The organism is Streptomyces sp. NRRL S-337 (assembly GCF_000720175.1).
GTDB classification, from domain to species: Bacteria; Actinomycetota; Actinomycetes; order Streptomycetales; family Streptomycetaceae; genus Streptomyces; species Streptomyces siderophoricus.
Map to the genome: position 1 here is coordinate 172,922 of NZ_JOIX01000018.1, position 18,118 is coordinate 191,039.

The 18,118-nt window shown below is 68.2% G+C and carries 15 protein-coding genes; 9 read left to right on the plus strand and 6 right to left on the minus strand.

Annotated features, from left to right (window positions below):
• Positions 1–87: 87 nt before the first annotated feature.
• Positions 88–1,035, plus strand: a complete 948-nt coding sequence (locus IG62_RS0116310; RefSeq protein WP_030802587.1) for a bifunctional riboflavin kinase/FAD synthetase — start codon at positions 88–90, stop codon at positions 1,033–1,035.
• Between the two features lie 678 nt (positions 1,036–1,713).
• On the opposite strand, the gene IG62_RS0116315 is transcribed toward IG62_RS0116310, so the two are convergent.
• The 3 genes from IG62_RS0116315 to eccE form a co-directional block, all read right to left on the minus strand.
• A complete protein-coding gene (locus IG62_RS0116315; RefSeq protein ID WP_030802590.1) occupies positions 1,714–4,497 on the minus strand; it encodes an SCO5717 family growth-regulating ATPase in 2,784 nt (927 codons plus the stop codon).
• A 307-nt stretch (positions 4,498–4,804) separates the two neighbouring features.
• The gene (locus IG62_RS0116320) at positions 4,805–5,659 is read right to left on the minus strand and encodes a hypothetical protein (RefSeq protein WP_030802591.1); all 855 of its coding nucleotides are present in this window, start codon (positions 5,657–5,659) and stop codon (positions 4,805–4,807) included.
• The gene (gene eccE / locus IG62_RS0116325; protein WP_030802599.1) at positions 5,659–6,885 is read right to left on the minus strand and encodes a type VII secretion protein EccE; all 1,227 of its coding nucleotides are present in this window, start codon (positions 6,883–6,885) and stop codon (positions 5,659–5,661) included. Before eccE ends, IG62_RS0116320 begins: the two co-directional genes overlap by 1 nt.
• 346 nt (positions 6,886–7,231) lie before the next feature.
• Here eccE and IG62_RS0116330 point away from each other — a divergent pair, with 346 nt between their 5' ends.
• The 7 genes from IG62_RS0116330 to IG62_RS44765 all read left to right on the plus strand — a co-directional run bounded on the left by IG62_RS0116330 (position 7,232) and on the right by IG62_RS44765 (position 14,898).
• Positions 7,232–8,887, plus strand: a complete 1,656-nt coding sequence (locus IG62_RS0116330) for a type VII secretion protein EccB (protein ID WP_030802602.1) — start codon at positions 7,232–7,234, stop codon at positions 8,885–8,887.
• Between the two features lie 436 nt (positions 8,888–9,323).
• A complete protein-coding gene (locus IG62_RS0116335) occupies positions 9,324–9,647 on the plus strand; it encodes a WXG100 family type VII secretion target (protein WP_030802605.1) in 324 nt (107 codons plus the stop codon).
• Positions 9,648–9,763: 116 nt separating this feature from the next.
• The gene (locus tag IG62_RS0116340; protein WP_030414182.1) at positions 9,764–10,057 is read left to right on the plus strand and encodes a WXG100 family type VII secretion target; all 294 of its coding nucleotides are present in this window, start codon (positions 9,764–9,766) and stop codon (positions 10,055–10,057) included.
• Between the two features lie 231 nt (positions 10,058–10,288).
• On the plus strand, positions 10,289–11,560 hold the full coding sequence (gene mycP, locus IG62_RS0116345) for a type VII secretion-associated serine protease mycosin (protein WP_030802608.1): 1,272 nt from the start codon (positions 10,289–10,291) through the stop codon (positions 11,558–11,560).
• Positions 11,553–11,861, plus strand: coding sequence for a hypothetical protein (locus IG62_RS0116350; RefSeq protein WP_030802611.1), 309 nt, complete (start codon positions 11,553–11,555; stop codon positions 11,859–11,861). Before mycP ends, IG62_RS0116350 begins: the two co-directional genes overlap by 8 nt.
• Positions 11,862–11,912: 51 nt before the next feature.
• A complete protein-coding gene (locus tag IG62_RS47240) occupies positions 11,913–13,451 on the plus strand; it encodes a WXG100 family type VII secretion target (protein ID WP_158795049.1) in 1,539 nt (512 codons plus the stop codon).
• Positions 13,452–13,539: 88 nt separating this feature from the next.
• Complete coding sequence (locus tag IG62_RS44765; protein ID WP_078872035.1) at positions 13,540–14,898, plus strand: S8 family peptidase; 1,359 nt, start codon at positions 13,540–13,542, stop codon at positions 14,896–14,898.
• Between the two features lie 215 nt (positions 14,899–15,113).
• On the opposite strand, the gene IG62_RS0116365 is transcribed toward IG62_RS44765, so the two are convergent.
• Together IG62_RS0116365 and IG62_RS0116370 are read right to left on the minus strand one after the other, a co-directional pair.
• Positions 15,114–16,121, minus strand: coding sequence for a hypothetical protein (locus IG62_RS0116365; RefSeq protein WP_030802620.1), 1,008 nt, complete (start codon positions 16,119–16,121; stop codon positions 15,114–15,116).
• A gap of 164 nt (positions 16,122–16,285) precedes the next feature.
• On the minus strand, positions 16,286–16,615 hold the full coding sequence (locus IG62_RS0116370; protein WP_234326558.1) for a WXG100 family type VII secretion target: 330 nt from the start codon (positions 16,613–16,615) through the stop codon (positions 16,286–16,288).
• A gap of 1,009 nt (positions 16,616–17,624) precedes the next feature.
• On the opposite strand from IG62_RS0116370, the gene IG62_RS0116380 reads away from it, so the two are divergent.
• On the plus strand, positions 17,625–17,831 hold the full coding sequence (locus tag IG62_RS0116380; protein ID WP_030802623.1) for a hypothetical protein: 207 nt from the start codon (positions 17,625–17,627) through the stop codon (positions 17,829–17,831).
• Between the two features lie 130 nt (positions 17,832–17,961).
• Here IG62_RS0116380 and IG62_RS49550 read toward each other — a convergent pair whose 3' ends face one another.
• On the minus strand, positions 17,962–18,096 hold the full coding sequence (locus tag IG62_RS49550; protein WP_267887888.1) for a hypothetical protein: 135 nt from the start codon (positions 18,094–18,096) through the stop codon (positions 17,962–17,964).
• Positions 18,097–18,118: the final 22 nt, after the last annotated feature.

The following is an 18,118-nucleotide window of genomic DNA, read 5'->3' on the forward strand; positions in this document are numbered from 1 at the left end:
CACCACCCGGGGCATGGCAGTCTTAGACCTGCGCCATGCCGACGTGGCGCAGTGGACTGACAAGAGTTCGGGCGAGGAGCGGGCAGAGTGCAGCGCTGGCGTGGCTTGGAGGACATCCCCGAGGGTTGGGGACGCAGCGTCGTCACCATCGGCTCGTACGACGGTGTGCACCGCGGCCACCAACTGATCATCGGCAAGGCCGTCGCGCGCGCCCGTGAGCTGGGTATCCCGGCGGTGGTCGTCACCTTCGACCCGCACCCGAGCGAGGTCGTACGGCCCGGGACCCACCCGCCGCTGCTGGCGCCGCACCACCGGCGTGCGGAGCTGATGACCGAGCTGGGTGTCGACGCGGTCCTGGTGCTGCCGTTCACCAAGGAGTTCTCGAAGCTTTCGCCGGCCGACTTCGTGGTCAAGGTGCTGGTCGACAAGCTGCACGCACAGGTCGTCGTCGAGGGCCCCAACTTCCGATTCGGCCACAAGGCGACCGGCAACGTCGAGGCCCTCGCCGAGCTCGGGACCACCTACGACTACACCGTCGAGGTCGTCGACCTCTTCGAGCGCGGGGAGGCGGGCGGCGGCGAGCCGTTCTCCTCCACGCTCGCCCGCCGGCTGGTCGCCGAGGGCGATGTGACCGGTGCGCGGGAGGTCCTGGGGCGGCCGCACCGCGTCGAGGGCGTCGTCGTCCGAGGCGCCCAGCGCGGCCGTGAGTTGGGATTCCCGACGGCCAACGTCGAAACCCTGCCGCACACGGCGATCCCGGCCGACGGCGTCTACGCGGGGCTGCTGCAGGTCGAGGGCGAGGCGATGCCGGCCGCCATCTCGGTCGGCACCAACCCGCAGTTCGACGGCAAGGTGCGCACGGTCGAGGCGTACGCGATCGACCGCGTCGGGCTGGACCTGTACGGGCTGCACGTGGGGGTGGACTTCCTCGCCTACATCCGCGGTCAGGAGAAGTTCGACACCCTCGACGCACTGCTGGACCGGATGGCGGTCGACGTGAAACTGGCCCGCGGCCTCATCGCCGACGCCGGCTGACTGACTGACGGGACGTGGCGCCCTGACGGGACGTGGCGCCGAGGCCGGTTGAGACCTTGAGCTCGCCCCGGCCGGTTGAGGCTGCTGCGGGCTTGTCGCGGCCGGGCTGATGGTTTGAAGGCGCGCCGCGGCCGGCTGAGGCGCTGGCTGGCTGGCTGGCTGACTGACGGCCGGCCTGGCGGAAGCTTTCCCGCCGACGGAAGCCTTTCCTGTCGGTTTTCCCGCCGAACCACTTTTTTCCCCCGCCGCCCACCCCCCTTCGGGGGGTGGGCGGGTGTAGTGCTGCGGGTGCCGTGTTCCGTGGCCGTGTGTAGTGCTGCGTGGGGCGTGTTCGGGGCTGGTGCCGTGCTCTCCTGCAGCGCTGCGGCGTACGCCAACTCGGCTGGAAGCAGGCGGAGTTCGGCTGGGAATGGTTCACTCGTTCGGGTCGGCATGCGGTATCGGCGTGACGGCTTCCGCGGGGTCGCAGCCCGCGCGACGTACATGACCTTCACGCCGCTCACGCCGCTCACGCCGCTCACGCCGTTCGCAACGCTCACGACGTCCACGGAGCAGTCCGGCATCGCGTACCGGACCGGCAGCCCGGCATCGCAAACGGGTCGGGGCCCGGCACCAAGGAGGTGCCGGGCCCCAACCCGTCTCGGTCGCTCTGCGCGTGCGCGCGGAGCGATGCGCGCGCTACTGCGGAGGCGGCTGCTGCTGCCAGCCCGGGGCCAGGCCGGACTGGTCCGGCTGAGGGGCGTCCGGGGCGGGCTGTTGCTGCTGCCAGTGGGCCGGCGGCTGGGCGGGCTGCTGGGTCCAGCCGCCCTGCTGCGGCGGGTAGCCGGCCGGCGGCTGGCCCTGCTGCGGGTGCTGTTGCGGCTGCCCCTGTTGCGGCTGCTGCCCCTGTTGCGGGTGGCCCTGCTGGGCGGCGTACTGCTGCTGTTGCTGGGCGTACGGATCGCCGCCCATCTGCTGCTGCGGGTACATCCCCTGCGCCTGCTGGGCCCGCGCGAAGTCCTCGGCCACCAGGGCGGAGAGGTTGAAGTACGCCTCGCGGGTCTTGGGCCGCATCATGTCGAGGTCGACCTCGGCACCGGCGGCGAGATGCTCGTCGAAGGGGACGACCACGACGCCGCGGCAGCGCGTCTCGAAGTGCGACACGATGTCGTCGATCTTGATCATCTTGCCGGTCTCGCGGACCCCGGAGATGACCGTGATGCCGCGCTGCACCAGGTCGGCGTAGCCGTGCGCGGAGAGCCAGTCCAGGGTCGTACTGGCACTGCTCGCACCGTCGACGGACGGGGTGGAGATGATGATCAACTGGTCGGCGAGGTCAAGGACTCCGCGCATCGCGCTGTAGAGCAGACCGGTACCCGAGTCGGTGAGGATGATCGGGTACTGCTTGCCGAGGACGTCGATCGCCCGCCGGTAGTCGTCGTCGTTGAAGGTCGTCGAGACGGCCGGGTCGACGTCGTTGGCGAGGATCTCCAGGCCCGACGGGGCCTGTGAGGTGAACCGGCGGATGTCCATGTAGCTGTGCAGATGCGGGATCGACTGCACCAGGTCACGGATGGTCGCACCGGTCTCGCGGCGCACCCGTCGGCCGAGCGTGCCGGCGTCCGGGTTGGCGTCGATCGCGAGGATCTTGTCCTGCCGCTCGGAGGCGAGCGTGGAGCCCAGCGCCGTGGTGGTCGTCGTCTTGCCGACGCCACCCTTGAGGCTGATCACCGCGATCCGGTAGCAGGACATCACCGGCGTACGGATCAGCTCCAGCTTGCGCTGCCGCTCCTCCTGCTCCTTCTTCGCGCCCAGCTTGAACTTCGACGGCTGCGCGTTGGCGCCCGGCTTGCGCTTCTTGGGCTGGTTGCGCAGCAGCCGGTCGGAGGTCAGCTCGACCGCCGCGCTGTAACCGAGCGGGGCGCCCGGAGCCGCCCGCTGCGGCTGCTGCTGACCGGGCTGCGAGTACGTCGCGTAGTTCGCCGCGGCGTTGGGGTCCGCCTGCTGACCGGGCAGCGGCTGATACGGCGTCTGCTGCGCCTGTTGCTGGGCCTGCTGCTGGGCCTGGTGTGCCTGCTGCTGTGCCTGGGCTGCCTGCTGCGCCTGAGCCGCCTGCTGTGCCTGGGCCGCCTGCTGTGCCTGGGCCGCCTGGTGCGGGTCGTAACCGGCCTGCTGCTGGCCCTGCTGGGGGTAGCCCTGTGCCGCGGTCTGCGGGTAGCCGTAAGCGGGCTGCTGCGCGGCCGCGTTGAGGTGCTGCTGCTGACCCTGCTGCGGGTAGCCGTACGCGGGCTGCGGATAGCCGTAGGCGCCCTGCTGCTGCGCGGGCTGGCCCTGCTGGGGATACCCGGCCTGCTGGGGCTGGGCCTGCTGCGGGTAACCGGCCTGCGGCTGCTGCTGGGCCGGCATCTGCTGCTGGCCCTGCGGGGGCACGCCCTGCTGCGGCTGCTGGCCCTGCTGGGCCGGTGGCTGCTGACCGGCCTGCGCCATGCGCGGGTCGGCGGGCTGGAACTCCGGTGGCAGCGGCGGCAGTCCGCCCTGGCCGGGGACGCCCTGCCCGGGCACGGCCTGACCCGGGACACCCTGGCCGGGAACGGCCTGGCCCGGGACACCCTGCTGCTGACCGTCCGCGGCGGCGCCCCACGGAGCGCCCTGCTGCGGGACACCCTGCTGCTGCGGAGCGCCCTGCGGCACGCCCTGCTGGGGCTGACCGTGCTGACCCTGCTGAGCCTGCGGCTGGCCCTGCACGGGTGCGTTCTGCACGCCTGCGCCCTGTACGGGTGCACCCTGCGGCTGCGCCTGCTGCGGCACCGACGACTGGCTCGCCTGCGCGCCCTGAGCGACGGCATCGGGAGCGGACTGGACCTGCTGGGCCGGGGGAGCGGCCTCCGCGGCCTGGGCGGCGCCCTCGGCCGGGGAGTTGGGGGCCACGGCCTCCGGTTGCGGTGCCGGGGCGGCGGCCGCGTGCTCCGTCCCGGACGTCGCCGCGGGCTCCGGCTCGGTGTCGTCATCGTCGTCGTCCCAGAGGGAGGCCGACGGGTCGACGCCCGTGCCGGAACGCTTGTTGCCGCCGTCGGACGCGTCGTTCGCGGCCGGCGCGGGCTCCGCGGCAGCCTCCGGCGCGGCCGGGGGAGCGGCGGCGGCCGGAGCGGCCCCGTCCGCGCCCTGCGGCCGCAGCGTCGGGAAACCGGGCGGTGCGGCGTCCACGGCCGGTGCGCCCTGCTGCGGAAGACCCGGCACCGGTGCGCCCTGGGACGACCCGGTCAGCGGCTGACCGGTCGGCGGACCGGGCGGCGCCGCGGCGGGCGGAGTGGTGGGCGAAGGCGCAGGAGAAGCCGCGGCACCGACGCCGCCACCACTGGTGTCGTTGCTCGCGTACCAGGCCGGCGCGGCGAAGTCGATCTTGAACTCGCCGGTCAGGTCGAACTCGGACTGGTCGTCGTCAGGATCGTTTCCGTCCGGACGGAAAGCCTCCTGCTCGTTCACTGTGCCTCCTGGTGTACTGCAACGCACCTGAACGGCAGGACCGGATACAGGCGGATCGTTCGGGTGTAGCGGAAGTCGGAACACACCACCCGGGGTTGCGCCAACACTAACTGTCTCCATCCCCGTATCGACTGCCGTCGCGCTGTGCTCCTGCGGCTCTCGCGCACAGCCTAATCAAGAGTCGGCCCATAACGGCAGTCGGTGCCATGTCGTCTTCAAGCCCTTCGGCACACCGACGGGCGCACCCGGCGATTACGCCTGTGGATGCGCCCGTGCGGCCGTGCCGGAGGAGGTGTTTGTTCAGGTATCAGTCCATACGGCGCGGGCCGCCCAGCAGGTTGGTCTCCGCCTCCGTGGGCTGGGTCATGACGAACTGGTGACCACCGTCACGACGGCACCACAGCATGGCGTTGTCGCTGAGCGTCGGCAGCACCGCGCCGACCTGCTCCGGCAGCCGCATGATGCGCGTCACGACCTCCGCCTCCTCCGGCGACAGCCGCTGCAGCCCGACGAGGTCGGCACGGCTGAGCATCTGCGGCGACCGGGGCCCGAGGAACGGCAGCACGGTCAGCACCGACTGCCAGGGGCTCGGGGCGAGCTGATTGCGCGGCGGCCGCGCACCCATGTCCCGTACGACCAGCACGGGGCTGGAAACCGACGGCCCCTGGGGCGCGATCTGACGGACGTCATGGACGGACACGCACTGCTGGCCACCGCCCGCGCTCTGCGCCATCTGGCCCCAGGCGGGCGGGCGGGCGGTCTCGACCGCCACCCGGGCGCCGGTGGCGACCGTCCGCAGCGCCAGCACCTGCGCCATCCACATGCTGCCGACGAGGACGACCTCCAGCGGGGTCGGGCGCAGCAGGCTGAGCACGGCGGGCTGGTTCTGCGGGTCGATGCCGATGATCACGCCGTCGTCGCCGACCGGCAGGGTCAGCGCGGCCAGCGACTCGGCGGTCAGCACATGCGGGCTGCGCCGCGGGCCGCGCAGACCGTAACCGGGCCGGGGCTTGGGCCCGCTCGGGCCGTTCTGCTCCTCCTCCGGACGCGGCTGGTGCGACAGCCGGCGGCCGTCACCGCCACTGACACCCGCTGACAAGGGGGGATTGCGCCAGCCGTCGCTGCTGGTGTTGACGCGGGGCTGATACGTGGGCGAGGCCATCAGCGGGTACCTCCGAGGGGGAGCGTGGCCAGCAGGCCGGGCAGCTGTTCACGGTCGAGGCGGACCAGCCCGACCTTCGCGGAACCGGAACGGCGCTCCAACTCATCCTGGGCGGCGGAGAGTTCGTTCTCACTGCGGGTGGAGAGACGGATGTAACCCGAGATCGCCGGGGCGCGGCCGCCGCCGTGCGTGGCGGTCAGCGCGAACGTGCTGGCCATCGCCCTGGTGCTGGTCAGCAGCTGGGTGACGGCCGCCAACGGCGCGCCGCCCTGGCCCAGTTGGGGCCACCGGCCGATCCAGTACGTGGAGTGCCAGCGGTCGTCGCAGCGCATCGCCCGGGTGGTCTCCTGGGTGCGCCGGACCGCCCGGCCGTCGCGGCCCATGGCGCCGTTGGCCGCCCGCGGGCTGACGCACACGGCGGTGCCGATCGAGGCCGTGACCTCGCGCTCGTTGAGCACCCTGGCCCGCACGCCGTGTGCGGTCAGCCGGCTGACGAGCTGGTCCGCGGCACGCAGCAGCGAGCGCTTGGCGCCCTCCATGCCGCCGCCGCGGGCCTCGATGGCCTCCGCGCACAGCTCCGGGTCGAGCTTGAGGGCGATCCAGGTCAGCTGGATGGCCGGGGTCTGCGACTGCGCCTGCAGCGGGGCGTACGAGCGGGACGCCACGGCCTGTTCGGGCAGGTGCGGCGCCGGCGCGGGCTGGGTGTACTGCACGAACTGGACGGACTCCAGGTGGATGTCCTCGATGTCCAGGGCGGTGTGCAGCACCTCCAGCGGCAACATGTGGCTGCCGCGCTGCGGCCGCAGCGGTTCGTCGCGGGCGTCCACCTGGACGATGGCCGTCAGGAACGTGCCGTCCCCGACGAAACCGATGGCCCGCTGATCGGCCTCGGTCGTGTACTCGTAGGTGCGCAGGGCCGGTTCGCACTCCACCACGGGGGCGATCGCCGGGTCGACGCCCTGGGTGGCCGCGAGCGCGGCGGTGCTGTTCTTGCCGCGGCGCTTCATCGCGCGCACGGTCGTGATCCACTCCGGCAGCGGGATCTTGCGCCGCCGGCCGAGCGCGAAGACGACCAGCACGGCCGCGACGACGGCGGCCGCGGTCAGCGCGGCCGGGTGGATCGACCAGCCCACCAGCACCAGTGCGGCGGCGAGTTCGATGATGGCCAGCTGCTGGACGCGGACACCACCGATCGTGCCGGCCTGCTGGCGCAGCCGCGGTGCCACCGGGCCCGCCGGGCGGGACGCGGAACCCCGGCCGCCATTTCCTCTGTTGCCCGAAGCTGTGCCGTTTTGGCCAGCATTTCCCGCATATTGCGGTGCCCCGGAAGGCTGTTGCTGCTGTTGCCGCCCATTGCGGCGTCGAGCCCTGGTGGCGCTGGACATCCCCCGGCCTGCTCCTCTACTGGTGATGTGGGCCTCTAGGCGTATCGGCCGCCGCTGAGACTGGTGCGTTGGAAGGTGGCACCCGTACCGTACGGGTCGATCGACACACGGCATAGTAGAGGGCGCTACGGCGTGAGTGCCGGGGGCGGTTCGATGTGGATCCAACAGGCGGGGAGAGAAAGCAATAATGGCATCACGTCGGGACGAGCTGAATGCGTATTCGTTTGCCCGAAAGCGCACGAATGCGGCATTCCTGAAGCCGCTGGCCAACGGCTCGATCGAGAGCGCCCCCAAGCCCCTCAAGGCGGTGGTGCCCAGCATCATCATGGGTGTTCTGATGCTCGTGGGATTCGGCGCGTGTGGCATTCTCAAGCCGGTGGCGCCGTCGGGGTGGGACGAGGTCGGCAAGAACGTCATCGTCGGGGATGAATCCACCACCCGCTATATCGTCCTGAACACCAAGGACGCCAATGGCAATAACCAGAAACTCCTGCACCCCATCCTGAACCTCGCATCCGCCCGGCTGCTTCTCGACCCGAAGTTCCAGGTCGTCAAGGTCAAGGAATCCGAACTCGACGGCAAGATCCCGCACGGCCCCGCCATCGGCATCCCGTTCGCCCCCGACCGGCTGCCCAGCGCGGACGACGCGGACAAGCCGAAGACCTGGGCCGTCTGCAACCGCCCCGGCACCAGCGCCGGCAGCAAGCCGCAGCAGGCCGTCTTCGTCCTGGCCGGCAAGGACAAGCAGCTCGTCGACGACACCCGCAAGGGCAAGCTCGACTTCCACCAGGCGCTCTACGTCGAGGACCCCGACGGCAAGCCGTGGCTGGTCGACCACAACGGAATGGCCTTCGAGTTCAACTCCACGGGCCTCGGATGGCAGCCCCCGGGCGGCAAGGAGCAGGGCGACAAGGACCTGCGCCGCATCATCTTCGGCGCCAAGGCCCAGCCGCAGAAGGTGACCCAGCAGTTCATGGACACCCTGCTGAAGGTCCCCAGCATCATGGCGATCTCCATGCCGATGGTCAGCAACGCGGGCAGTCAGACCAACGACACCGAGGTCCCGGCGAAGGCCCGTACCGTCGGCTCCATCCTTGAGGACAGCGACGGTCAGAAGTACGTGGTGGAGAAGGACGGCGTGGAGCAGGTCTCCAACTTCGTCGCCAAGCTCCTGATGGAGGGCCCGAACGCGCAGAAGGTGAACGCCTCCGGCTCGGCGCTGGAGCCCGTACAGGTCGCCACCGGCTCCTTCCGTCCGAAGCCGGACGAGACGGGCAACGGCTACTCCACGTTCCTGGGCAAGGTCCTCGGCACCGACGTCGAGTCGCCGTGGCCGACCGACACCGTCAGCCCGGCGAACGACTTCAGCAACGGCTCCCAGACCGGCGGCCTGGGTGGCCCCACCGAGAGCGGCGTCTCCTGCAGCGTCTACAAGGGCACCAACACCAAGTACCCGGGCGGCCAGGAGAAGCAGCTCGGCTACCCGAACGGCGTGCCGGACATGCAGACCTGGGTCGGCGACGACTACCCCGCCAAGATCGCCTCGGGCGCCAGCTCCTACGTCACCCCCGGCAGCGGCCTGCTCTACACGGAGGTCGCCACTCCCAAGGCCACGAGCGGCAGCCTGTTCCTGGTCACCGACACCGGACTGCGCTACTTCATCCCGCGGAACAATGACAGCGCCACGAAGGCCGGCAGTGACAAGCAGGAAGTCGACCAGGCGCGGAACCACCTCGGATACGGCGGCACGCACCCCCCGCTGATCCTGAAGGCATGGTCCTCCCTGCTCTCCAACGGGCCGGCACTGGACACCCGCAGCGCGAAGCAGCCTCAGTCGTCGTGACGTTGGCGATCGACTCGTCGTGACGTTGTCGATCGCTTCTGCGTAGTGCGCCGCGACGCGAGAGAAGGCCGCGCCGAATCCGCCCGGAAACGGGCATTCGGCGCGGCCTTTTGCGGCGGCACGGATTCCCGGGTCGCTCCCCTTGGGCGCAATTCATGGCGCCGGTCTGCGGAGTTCTCGGTGTGATCTTCGTCGTTCCCCGGCCGTATCAGCCCTTCGACCGATAGCATGGGATCTGTCCGTTTCCCTGAACGTCGTTTTGGCGAAGGGGAGTTGACAATGTTGTGATCCCGTCACAACAGCCTCCCCCCTGTTGGGAACGGGCATATGGAGTGGTTAGAGTAGGCAATGGCGTCAGCAGGTGATGCCAACCGCGTGGGTCCCCGTTGGCGGCACGGCGCGGTATGACGTACGAGTCTCATGGGGGACGTTGACTATGGCTGGTCAGCAGTACACAACCACCGAGGAGGAGATGGTCGCGTTCAGCGGCAAGATCGCCTCGGTCAATCAGTCGATCCAGGGTGAGATCTCCCGCCTGAACACGGTCGTCGACACCATCACCTCGGGGTGGAAGGGTGCTGCGGCTTCCTCGTACAACCAGCTGCAGTCGCAGGTGAACGAGGACGCCAACCGTCTCAACCAGCTTCTGGGTGAGATCAAGGAAGCGATCGACGAGACCACGAAGAACTACTCCGCCTCCGAAGAGGAGCAGGCGCAGTCGATCACGCACATCTCCGCCTCGGCTTCTCCGTTCGGATGATGGGGCCGCGCCGCTGACCGCGGCGCCCGGCCCACTCGCCGCAGCCCGTGCCGGCCATCGCGTCGGCCCGCTGCGGCATGTGAATCGACCAGCAGCATCAACTCCTGAGGAGAACCATGTCAGGCCAGATCCTCGTCAATTTCGCGACGATCCAGCAGGCCAGCTCCGACGTGCGCGGTACGGCCAACAACATCCGCCAGCAGCTCGACGACCTCGAGGCGGGCGTCAAGAAGATCGCCGCCAGCTGGGAAGGTGCGGCGCAGGAGGGCTACCAGGCCCGTCAGCGCGAGTGGGACCAGCGCGCCGCCTCCCTGCACTCCACGCTGGAGGCCATCGCCAAGGCTCTGGACACCGCTGCCCAGAACTACCAGTCCACCGAGCACAAGAACGCCGGTATCTGGGGCGGCTGACCCAGGTCGGCACAGCTACGGATGGCGATCGGCTGAGCAGCCCCGACGGCTCGCACAGTGGTCAATGAGGGCGAGCGCGCTGCATCAGTGCGCTCGCCCTTCTGCCGTCCACAGCACCTCCGACCCCTCCCCCCCCCACCTTCTCTCCCTTCTTCCCTCTCACACCTCCCCCCACTCTCACCCCTCGATTCGTTCCCGCCCCTTTCGCCACACATGGAGAGCAGACAACCCGTGGGATCTCGCGCCATTGGTCACCGAGCCGGGCACCGTCGACGAGCGGCGGGCGCACTGGTCACGGCGGCGTGCTTCGTCGGCCTGTCCTGCGCCACCGCCGCGCCGGCGATGGCGGACACGAACGTTCCGCTCAACAGTGGTGAGTGCAAGTTCGGCACCGACGACATCAAAGAGACCCCCTGGTCGCTGCAGCGTCTGCTGACCAATCAGATGTGGGCCGACACCAGGGGCAAGGGCGTCCGGGTCGCGGTCATCGACACCGGGATCGATGCGGGCAACGCGCAGATCAGGCCCAACATCAGCGGCGGCAAAACCTTCGTGGGAGGAAAGCCGACCGAGGACACGGTCGGTCACGGCACCAAGGTCGCGGGCATCATCGCCGCGCGCCCGCGGGCCGGCTCCGGCTTCTTCGGAATTGCGCCCGAGGCGAAGGTCATTCCCCTGCAGCAGACCAGCGACAAGAAGGCGGGCAATGCTGCCAGCCTTGCCGACGCGATCAATTACGCGGTTTCGCAAAAGGTCGACATCATCAACATTTCGCAGGGCACGGCGGCCAGCCCGTCCAGGCTGGAGCTCCTCAAGGCGGCGATCCGGAAAGCGGCCAGCAACAACATCCTGATCGTGGCCTCGGCGGGTAACGACGGCGCCAGCGGCGCGGAGAAGAACATGTACCCCGCCGCCTTCCAGGAGTTCGACAACGTCCTGTCCGTCGCCGCCTCGGACCGCAACAACGAGCGGGCCCCCTTCTCCCAGCCCGGAAACTGGGTCGACATCGCCGCACCCGGCGTCGACATGGTCTCCACTGTCCCCAACGGCGGTAACTGCGTCGACCAGGGCACCAGCTTCGCGGCACCGTACGCGGCGGGCGCCGCGGCCCTGCTGATCGCGAAGCACAAGGACGAGGGCCAGCGCTGGACACCCCAAGAGGTGATCTGGCACCTGGAGCAGACCGCCGAGCGGGTGCGCCGCACGGCGGACCACAACATCGGCTGGGGCGTGGTCGACCCGGTGGCTGCCCTGAAGGACGACACCCGGCCCACCGCCTCACCCCAGCCGGACAAGCCCTCCAACGCGGCTGACGGCTCCAACATCCAGCCGGCCGCCATCACCATCGGTGAGTCACCTGGGGAACGGCGCGCCCGCATCGCCATCTACATTGTCGGCGGCGGACTCCTGGCCGTCGCCGCGGTCGTCGGCTCCTCGATCGCCATCCGCGACTGGCGCCGGAAGACCGGACTGACAACTCACGGGGAGGCCAAGCATGGCTAGCAAGGAATACGGCGTCAACCTTGATGCGCTCGATCAACTGGTAAAAGAACTCAACCAGGTTCTGAAGGACATGGGTGGCCCGAAGGACAAGGCCAAGAACCAGACCTACCTGCCGGAGGGGGCGCTGGGGAAGGGTTTTGACGAGCGGGCCAAGATGCACAAGGCGCACAACGACATGAAGGACTTCATTCAGCATCAGATCGTCGACAAGATCGAAGGTCTGATCAACGACTTCGGCGAGAAGTCCAAGAAGACGAAGGACGCCTACGAGGACGCCGAGCACGACAACAAGATGACGTGACGTTGGCAGCGCAACGGATGACCTGTAGGTGAAGGAGAAGGGGGCCCACTGATGGGTGGAGACGCGGGTAGTGCTCCCACGGGTGGCAACACGTGGGAGACGTTCACAACCAAGTTCAATCAGCATGACCTCGACGGCTTGAAAGGCATGCTGGACGGCGCCAGCGTCCAGCAGGTCCGGGACGTCGCACAACACTGGCAGGACCTTCACGACCAGCTGGTCGGGCCGGGTGACGGCGGCGGCGGTATCCAGAAGCGGTTCGAGGATGCCGTGAAGAAGGTGTTGGAGTCCTGGCACGGTGACACGGCAGAGAAGTTCGCCAAGCGAGCTCAGGACATCAGCCAGAACTTCAGTGCCGGAGCTCCCTACGCCACTCACACGGCGCAGGTCATGGGGCAGACGGCCAACGACCTGCAGAAGGCCATCGACAAGGTCAAGCCGATCGACGACGGCTGGAACTGGAGCGATGACGTCTGGGGTGAGATGCCCTGGTCGGACCAGATCGACGATGACGATCTGAACGACGCGCTGAAGACCGGTGTGAGCACCCAGGGGATCCTGGACGCGAACAAGGACAACCTGTCGGGCCACCAGAAGAAGCGGCTTGAGGCTGCGGTGGCCATGGAGAACCTTGGCACGGCTTACGTGGTGCGGGCGTCGTCCTTGAAGCCCCCGGCGCCGGGCGGGGGGCGGGTCGAAGACAGGATCCCCGACCACCAGGACCCCACCAACGGTCTAGGCGCCATGCCCATGCCCATGCCTGGCATGGGGGGACCGGGCGGAGGCGGCGGCGGGGGCGGCATCAAGATCCCCACGCGGGGCATCAAGGCCGGCAGCACTCCTAAGATGCCGACATCCCCCACCATTAACACGCCTCACACGCCTGGGGTCAGTGGCGGCGTCGGTTCGATGAAGCCGAAGATCCCCAACGTCAACACCGGGCTGGATGGCCTCGGTGGTGGCGGCGGTGGCACCGGGGTGAAGATGCCCGGTGGCGGTGGTGCCGGTGGTCTGAACGGTGGTGCCGGTGGTGGCGGCGTTCACATGCCCGGTGGCGGCGGTGGTGGTGCCGGCGTCAACATCCCGGGGGGCGGCGGCCTCGGCATGGCTGGAACCGGTGGTATGTCCGGTCGTGGTGCAGGTGGCCTCAAGGGCGGTGCCGGTGGCCTCAAGGGCGGTACGGCGGGCGCTGGTGGCGCGGCAGGTGCCCGCACCGGCCGTGCCGGTATGCCCGGTATGGGCGGCGCACACGGTGGCGCTGCAGGCAAGGGCATGGGTGGAAAGCCGGGCGTCAGCACCGGTGGAGCCATGGCCCGGCAGAAGGGCGGCATCGTCGGCGGTGCGGCCGGTGGTAAGTCCAGCACTGGAGGCCAAGGGGGTTCCGGGCTGCACCGCAGCCGAGGAGGAACCGCCGCCGGTACCAATTCGGGCTCCAGCCGTCGCCCGGCAGGCATGATGGGCGGCGCCCATGGTGCGCACGGCGGCAAGGGCGAAGGCAAGGGGAACGACTCCAGCCGCCCCGACTACCTCGTCGAAGACGAGGAGACCTGGACGACGGAGCGTAATGTGGCTCCCCGGGTCATCGAGTAGGAACGGCCTGACAAGCAATCGGTAGACACGCTTGGGGCCCGCAGCTCTCGGGCTGCGGGCCCCAACTTTGTGAGGAAGGTGTAATGGCATGAGCTTCACGCGGACGCTGCGTGCGGTGGGCGGCGCGGTAGTGGCGGGGGCACTGCTCTTCGGCACCGCACCGGTTGCTTCGGCAGACCAAATCAGAAACGATCAGTGGCCGTTGCAAAAGTTCGACGCTGAGTCGATCTGGAAGATCTCCACCGGCAAAGGCATTACGGTCGCTGTCATCGATGATCCGGTGGATGGTAGCCATCCGGACCTCAAGGGCAGCGTGCTCCCCGGGAAGAACTTCATCTCGGGAGGAACTGCGGACCATCAAAATGGGGACCACGATCATGGAACGTCCATGGCTTCGCTCATTGCTGGGCATGGTCATGGTCCCGGTGGATCCGAGGGTGTAAAGGGGCTGGCTCCAGACGCCAAGATTCTCCCCATTGGGACGGCCAGTGGGAGTTCCGATGAGATCCCCAAGTTGGGTACCGCAGGCCTCGCCGCACCTATTCGGTATGCGGTAGATCACGGTGCGAAGGTTGTGAACATGTCTTTCGTCGAAGGCAGTTCGCAGCTCACTGCAGACGAAAAGCAAGCCATTGACTACGCCCGCAAGCATGATGTGCTTCTGATTGCCGGGTCGGGTAACGATGGGGTTGAGACTCCCCGACTGCCAGCAGCGGCACCAGGCGTTCTTGCGGTGGGAGCGGTAAACCACAATGGATACGTCTGGGAAAACTCCAACTACGGTTCTCATCTCAAACTGACGGCGCCCGGGGTAGAGATCCGCGGAGCGGGCGGCACTGCCGAGAGGCCGTACCACCTGGCGAACGGCACCTCTGACGCCACCGCTTACGTCTCTGGTGCAGCCGCCCTTCTCCGCTCCAAGTTTCCGAACCTGACCGCTGGGCAGATCGCCAACCGGCTGATCAAGACGGCTGGCATCCCGGTGGACAAGCAAGACATGAAGCTCCCCGACCCCCACTACGGTTACGGCTTCATCAGGCCCCTAAGTGCCCTCACCAAGAACGTCCCCGCCGGTTCCAAGGACGGTCCGTTCCCCGCACTGAAGAGTGGTGCGTCTTCCAACCCCTCCAGCGCTGCGGGTAACAATGGCATCGACCCAAAGATCAACAGCGACAAAGGCATGAGCACTGGCGCCATCATCGGTATCGCTGCCGGGGTGGTCATCGTCCTCGTCATCATCCTGGTCGTCGTCCTCGTAGCCAAGAAGAAGAACCGTCGTAATGGCCCGCCGCCCGGGGGCCCCGGTGGTTTTGGTGGTCCGGGTGGGCCCGGTGGCCCCGGTGGCTTTGTGCCGCATCCGCCGAACCCGAACAACTCGTACCAGCAGCAGCCCGGTGGGCCCGGGGCCTACCCGCCGGCGCCGCCCACGCAGCCGCCCGGTCGGTAATGCTCTGACGTAGGGCAGGCAGAAAAGCAGCGGAATTTCATTGGGGTTCGTGGCCTTCGGGTCGCGGGCCCCAATGTGTTTTCAGCAGTGGCCGGTGAATGCCCGTCCGGGTGGGTCGGAAATGGCTGCAGGGCCGCTGTGAGCCCGGGTGATTTCCGGACGCAGCGGCCCTGCAGGACAGGACTGGACGGGCTTGCCGTCGAGGGGGCTCGGGCTCAGCCGAAGACGTCCTCGACGCTGCCGCTCACTGTTTCCCGGACGGCGTCCGTGGCGCCCTGGTGGCGGGTGGCGGCGCCGCCGGTGCGCTGGTCGGCATGGCGTTGGGCTGCGTTGAGGCCGCGGTCGGTGAGGTCTTGGCGGGCGTGGTCGACGTAGGTCTTGGGATCGGTGAGGTCGTTGGCGCCTTCCTTGATGCCGTCGACGTATTCACCGGCCTTTTCCTTGCCGATGTCGGCCGTTTCGCCCCAGTCGATGCCGTCGCGGGCTCCGAAGTGGCTTTCGATGCCCTGCTTGGCGACGTTCTGGGCCATTTCGGTGCCGGCTTCTGTGGCCTTTTCCTTGGCCGCGTCGACAACCTTTTCCTTGACGGTGTCCTTGACCGTGTCCTTGACGGTCTTCTTGGCGTAGTCCATCGCCAGCTTGCGGGCTTCCTTGGACACGGCCTTCTTCGCCATCTTCTTGATGGCGTCCATGGTGGCGTGCTCCATGGCCTTGGTGGCCGCCTCCATGACCTCGCGTTTGATCTTGTCGAGGATCTGGCGGACGATCAGGCGGGTCGCCTGTGTGGCGCCGGCGGCGCCCAGTTCGGAGAGGCCGAGGGTGAAGGGCGCGGCGGCCTGTGCGGCGATGAGTTCCGCGGCCAGCATCACGAGCTGGACGATGACCGCGACCTTGCCGGCGAGAACGGCGATGGCGGCGGCGTCGAAGGCGACGGCGATGACTTCCGCCGCTGCGGCGGCGTCGCGGAGGTAATTGTCCCCGCTGTTACCGCCGCCGGAGAAGGAGCCCCATTCGTTGGTGAAGCCCTCGACCGCTTCGCCGGAGTTGGCGGAGACGACTTCATTGGCTGCCGAAGTGCCCGAGGAAGCTGCTTGGTTGACGGACTCGGCGAAGTTGCGCCAGACCTGGGCGCATTCGTGGAGCTTGTCCTCGTCGGCGTCCGGCCAGCTGTAGCCGAGCAGGTCCAGGACCCAGGTGACCTCGCCTGGCAGCGTCAATGACACAGTGATCGTCCCCCGTGCAGTGGTAGCCGATTGCGGAGAGCAACGGAAAGGGTGGGAAGTAAGTGGTAGGGAATCGGGCTGAGGGGGTGGGATATGGAGCGGGAGGAGCTTTCACGCCCTCGGCCCGGGTTGTGCGGCCCGACGTAAGTACGGTGGGCGGAGCGTCAGATGGCCGGGCGGCCGACGGCGCTGATGGTGTGGATGCCCTGCTGGTCGGACTCCGCGTACGTCTGGGCCATGTGCTGGAGCTTGTCGCCGATGCCTTCGAGGCGCTCGCCCAGGGAGTCCATGGACTCGAACATTCCGTCCCTGATGGGCGTGTAGATCGTTTCGAAGATGTCGCCGAAGTCGCAGTTCTCCCAGGGGCTGCCGAGGTCCTCCAGGTCGGCCTTCAGCTTCTTCGAGGCCTTGGAGAAATCGCCACCGATGTGGACGAACGCGTTGCCCTGCGTGCGCAGGACATCCGGATCGACGTCAAATTCCTTGCCTGCCACCACAGCCCCCGTTTTTCCGGTGCGTCCGCTCGGACGCTTAGCGTCTGACTCTTCGCGCGAGTTTAGCGTTCCCAGGTTAGGTGAACCGAACGTCAACCTGTCAAGGCGGGTGATCCTGCGGTGGATTCAAGGGAGTTTCTTTACTCGGCGCCGTGGAGGTTCCGTGAAAATTGGCCTGTCTATCGCATTCGTGGCACATACCGCATAGAGGCATAGAGACGCAGAGGCATAGAGGGATTGTGGGCGAGGGGGAGGGGTGGGCGGAGCCTGCCTCCCAGGGGGTGGGCCCCGCCCTGTGAAGGCCTATGGGGCGTCGCCCGCCCAACGGGCAGTAGGGAGTTGGTCGGTGGCGGGGAACCGTGCGGAGGGGAGTCGACCGGCACGCGCCAGGGCTCTCGCGCGTACTGCACCGGGTGATTCGTTGGCTGGCTGCACCGGGTGGTCGCGAACTGGCCGTGCGCGCGACGCTGGTGGCGCCCGCGTCTTGGGCTTCAGGGATGTCGATGGTCCGGGGTCTGGAGGCCGGTACTGTTGTCCACCCCGTTGATTAAGACTGACTTTGACTGCATGGCCACCCGATCGGGGAATCCGCGACGGGGTAATTCGCTGCCGCCCCCAGAGGCTTTGCGCAAGTTCACCAAGGGCTTCGACGGCGTGCCGAGAAGGTACGGGTACGTGCGATATGCAGCAGCCTTGCCGAGCACGCCGTGCCCCGAGAAGCTGCCGGAAGCGGACGAGATCAGCAGGGATTAAGAAGACGATCAAGAAGACGCCCAGGAAACGAGGGTGCCCTGGAAACGCTGGAGTCCGTCGCCAAGCTCGAAGAGATGAGCGGGCCCGCGTCGACGGCGGTCAGTGCCTGGGCGTCCGAGTTCAGGGAGATCGTGGTCGACCAACGCCGCGATCGAGCGGACCTCTTGCACGAGTGGACCGGCTCGGCCTCGAGGTGTTGATACGGCCCGTTCCAGGACCACCTCGCCGAGTCTTGGAAGCCGAGTGGGGAATCGCCATGGAGGCGGAAGCGGCCGGCTTGGACAAGACGGCCGATGTGCTGGACGTGGAGATGCGCAAGCAGGCCAGGAAGCTGTCCAAGGTCAAGCGGTACAATCCGCTGACCTGGAAGCACCTCAAGGAGGCCGGTGAAGCGGAGAAGTTCGCCGTCTCCCACGGTGCCAGGATGACGCACAAGGCGATCAAGCACGGTGCCAAGGCGTGAGGCACGGCCTCGGCTTCACGGGCAATCCGTGAGCGGCGCGATGCACAGCGGTGAGCAGTCCCCGTCCGGTTCCGGCGGCAGCCGGCAGGGGGCTGGGAGCAGGGGGGCCGGGGCCCGGTGCTCTCGGCAGCTACCAGGTGCCGTCGCCCTTGGACTTCGACCCGTCGCCCACCGCACAGGACCCGCTCAGGCGCTGTTGCGAACCGGCAGTCGAGAGAATGGCCCGCGGCTGGTCGTGCGCCCGGCAGCCGTCCAGCAGTTCCACGACCCGACAACCCCTTCGGCTG

Coding starts and splice junctions, on each gene's coding strand:
- IG62_RS0116330 (WP_030802602.1), top strand. CDS start 7,232: ATGGCATCACGTCGGGACGAGCTGAATGCGTATTCGTTTGCCCGAAAG.
- IG62_RS0116380 (WP_030802623.1), top strand. CDS start 17,625: ATGGAGGCGGAAGCGGCCGGCTTGGACAAGACGGCCGATGTGCTGGAC.
- IG62_RS44765 (WP_078872035.1), top strand. CDS start 13,540: ATGAGCTTCACGCGGACGCTGCGTGCGGTGGGCGGCGCGGTAGTGGCG.
- IG62_RS0116335 (WP_030802605.1), top strand. CDS start 9,324: ATGGCTGGTCAGCAGTACACAACCACCGAGGAGGAGATGGTCGCGTTC.
- IG62_RS0116350 (WP_030802611.1), top strand. CDS start 11,553: ATGGCTAGCAAGGAATACGGCGTCAACCTTGATGCGCTCGATCAACTG.
- IG62_RS0116320 (WP_030802591.1), bottom strand. CDS start 5,659: ATGGCCTCGCCCACGTATCAGCCCCGCGTCAACACCAGCAGCGACGGC.
- IG62_RS0116340 (WP_030414182.1), top strand. CDS start 9,764: ATGTCAGGCCAGATCCTCGTCAATTTCGCGACGATCCAGCAGGCCAGC.
- IG62_RS47240 (WP_158795049.1), top strand. CDS start 11,913: ATGGGTGGAGACGCGGGTAGTGCTCCCACGGGTGGCAACACGTGGGAG.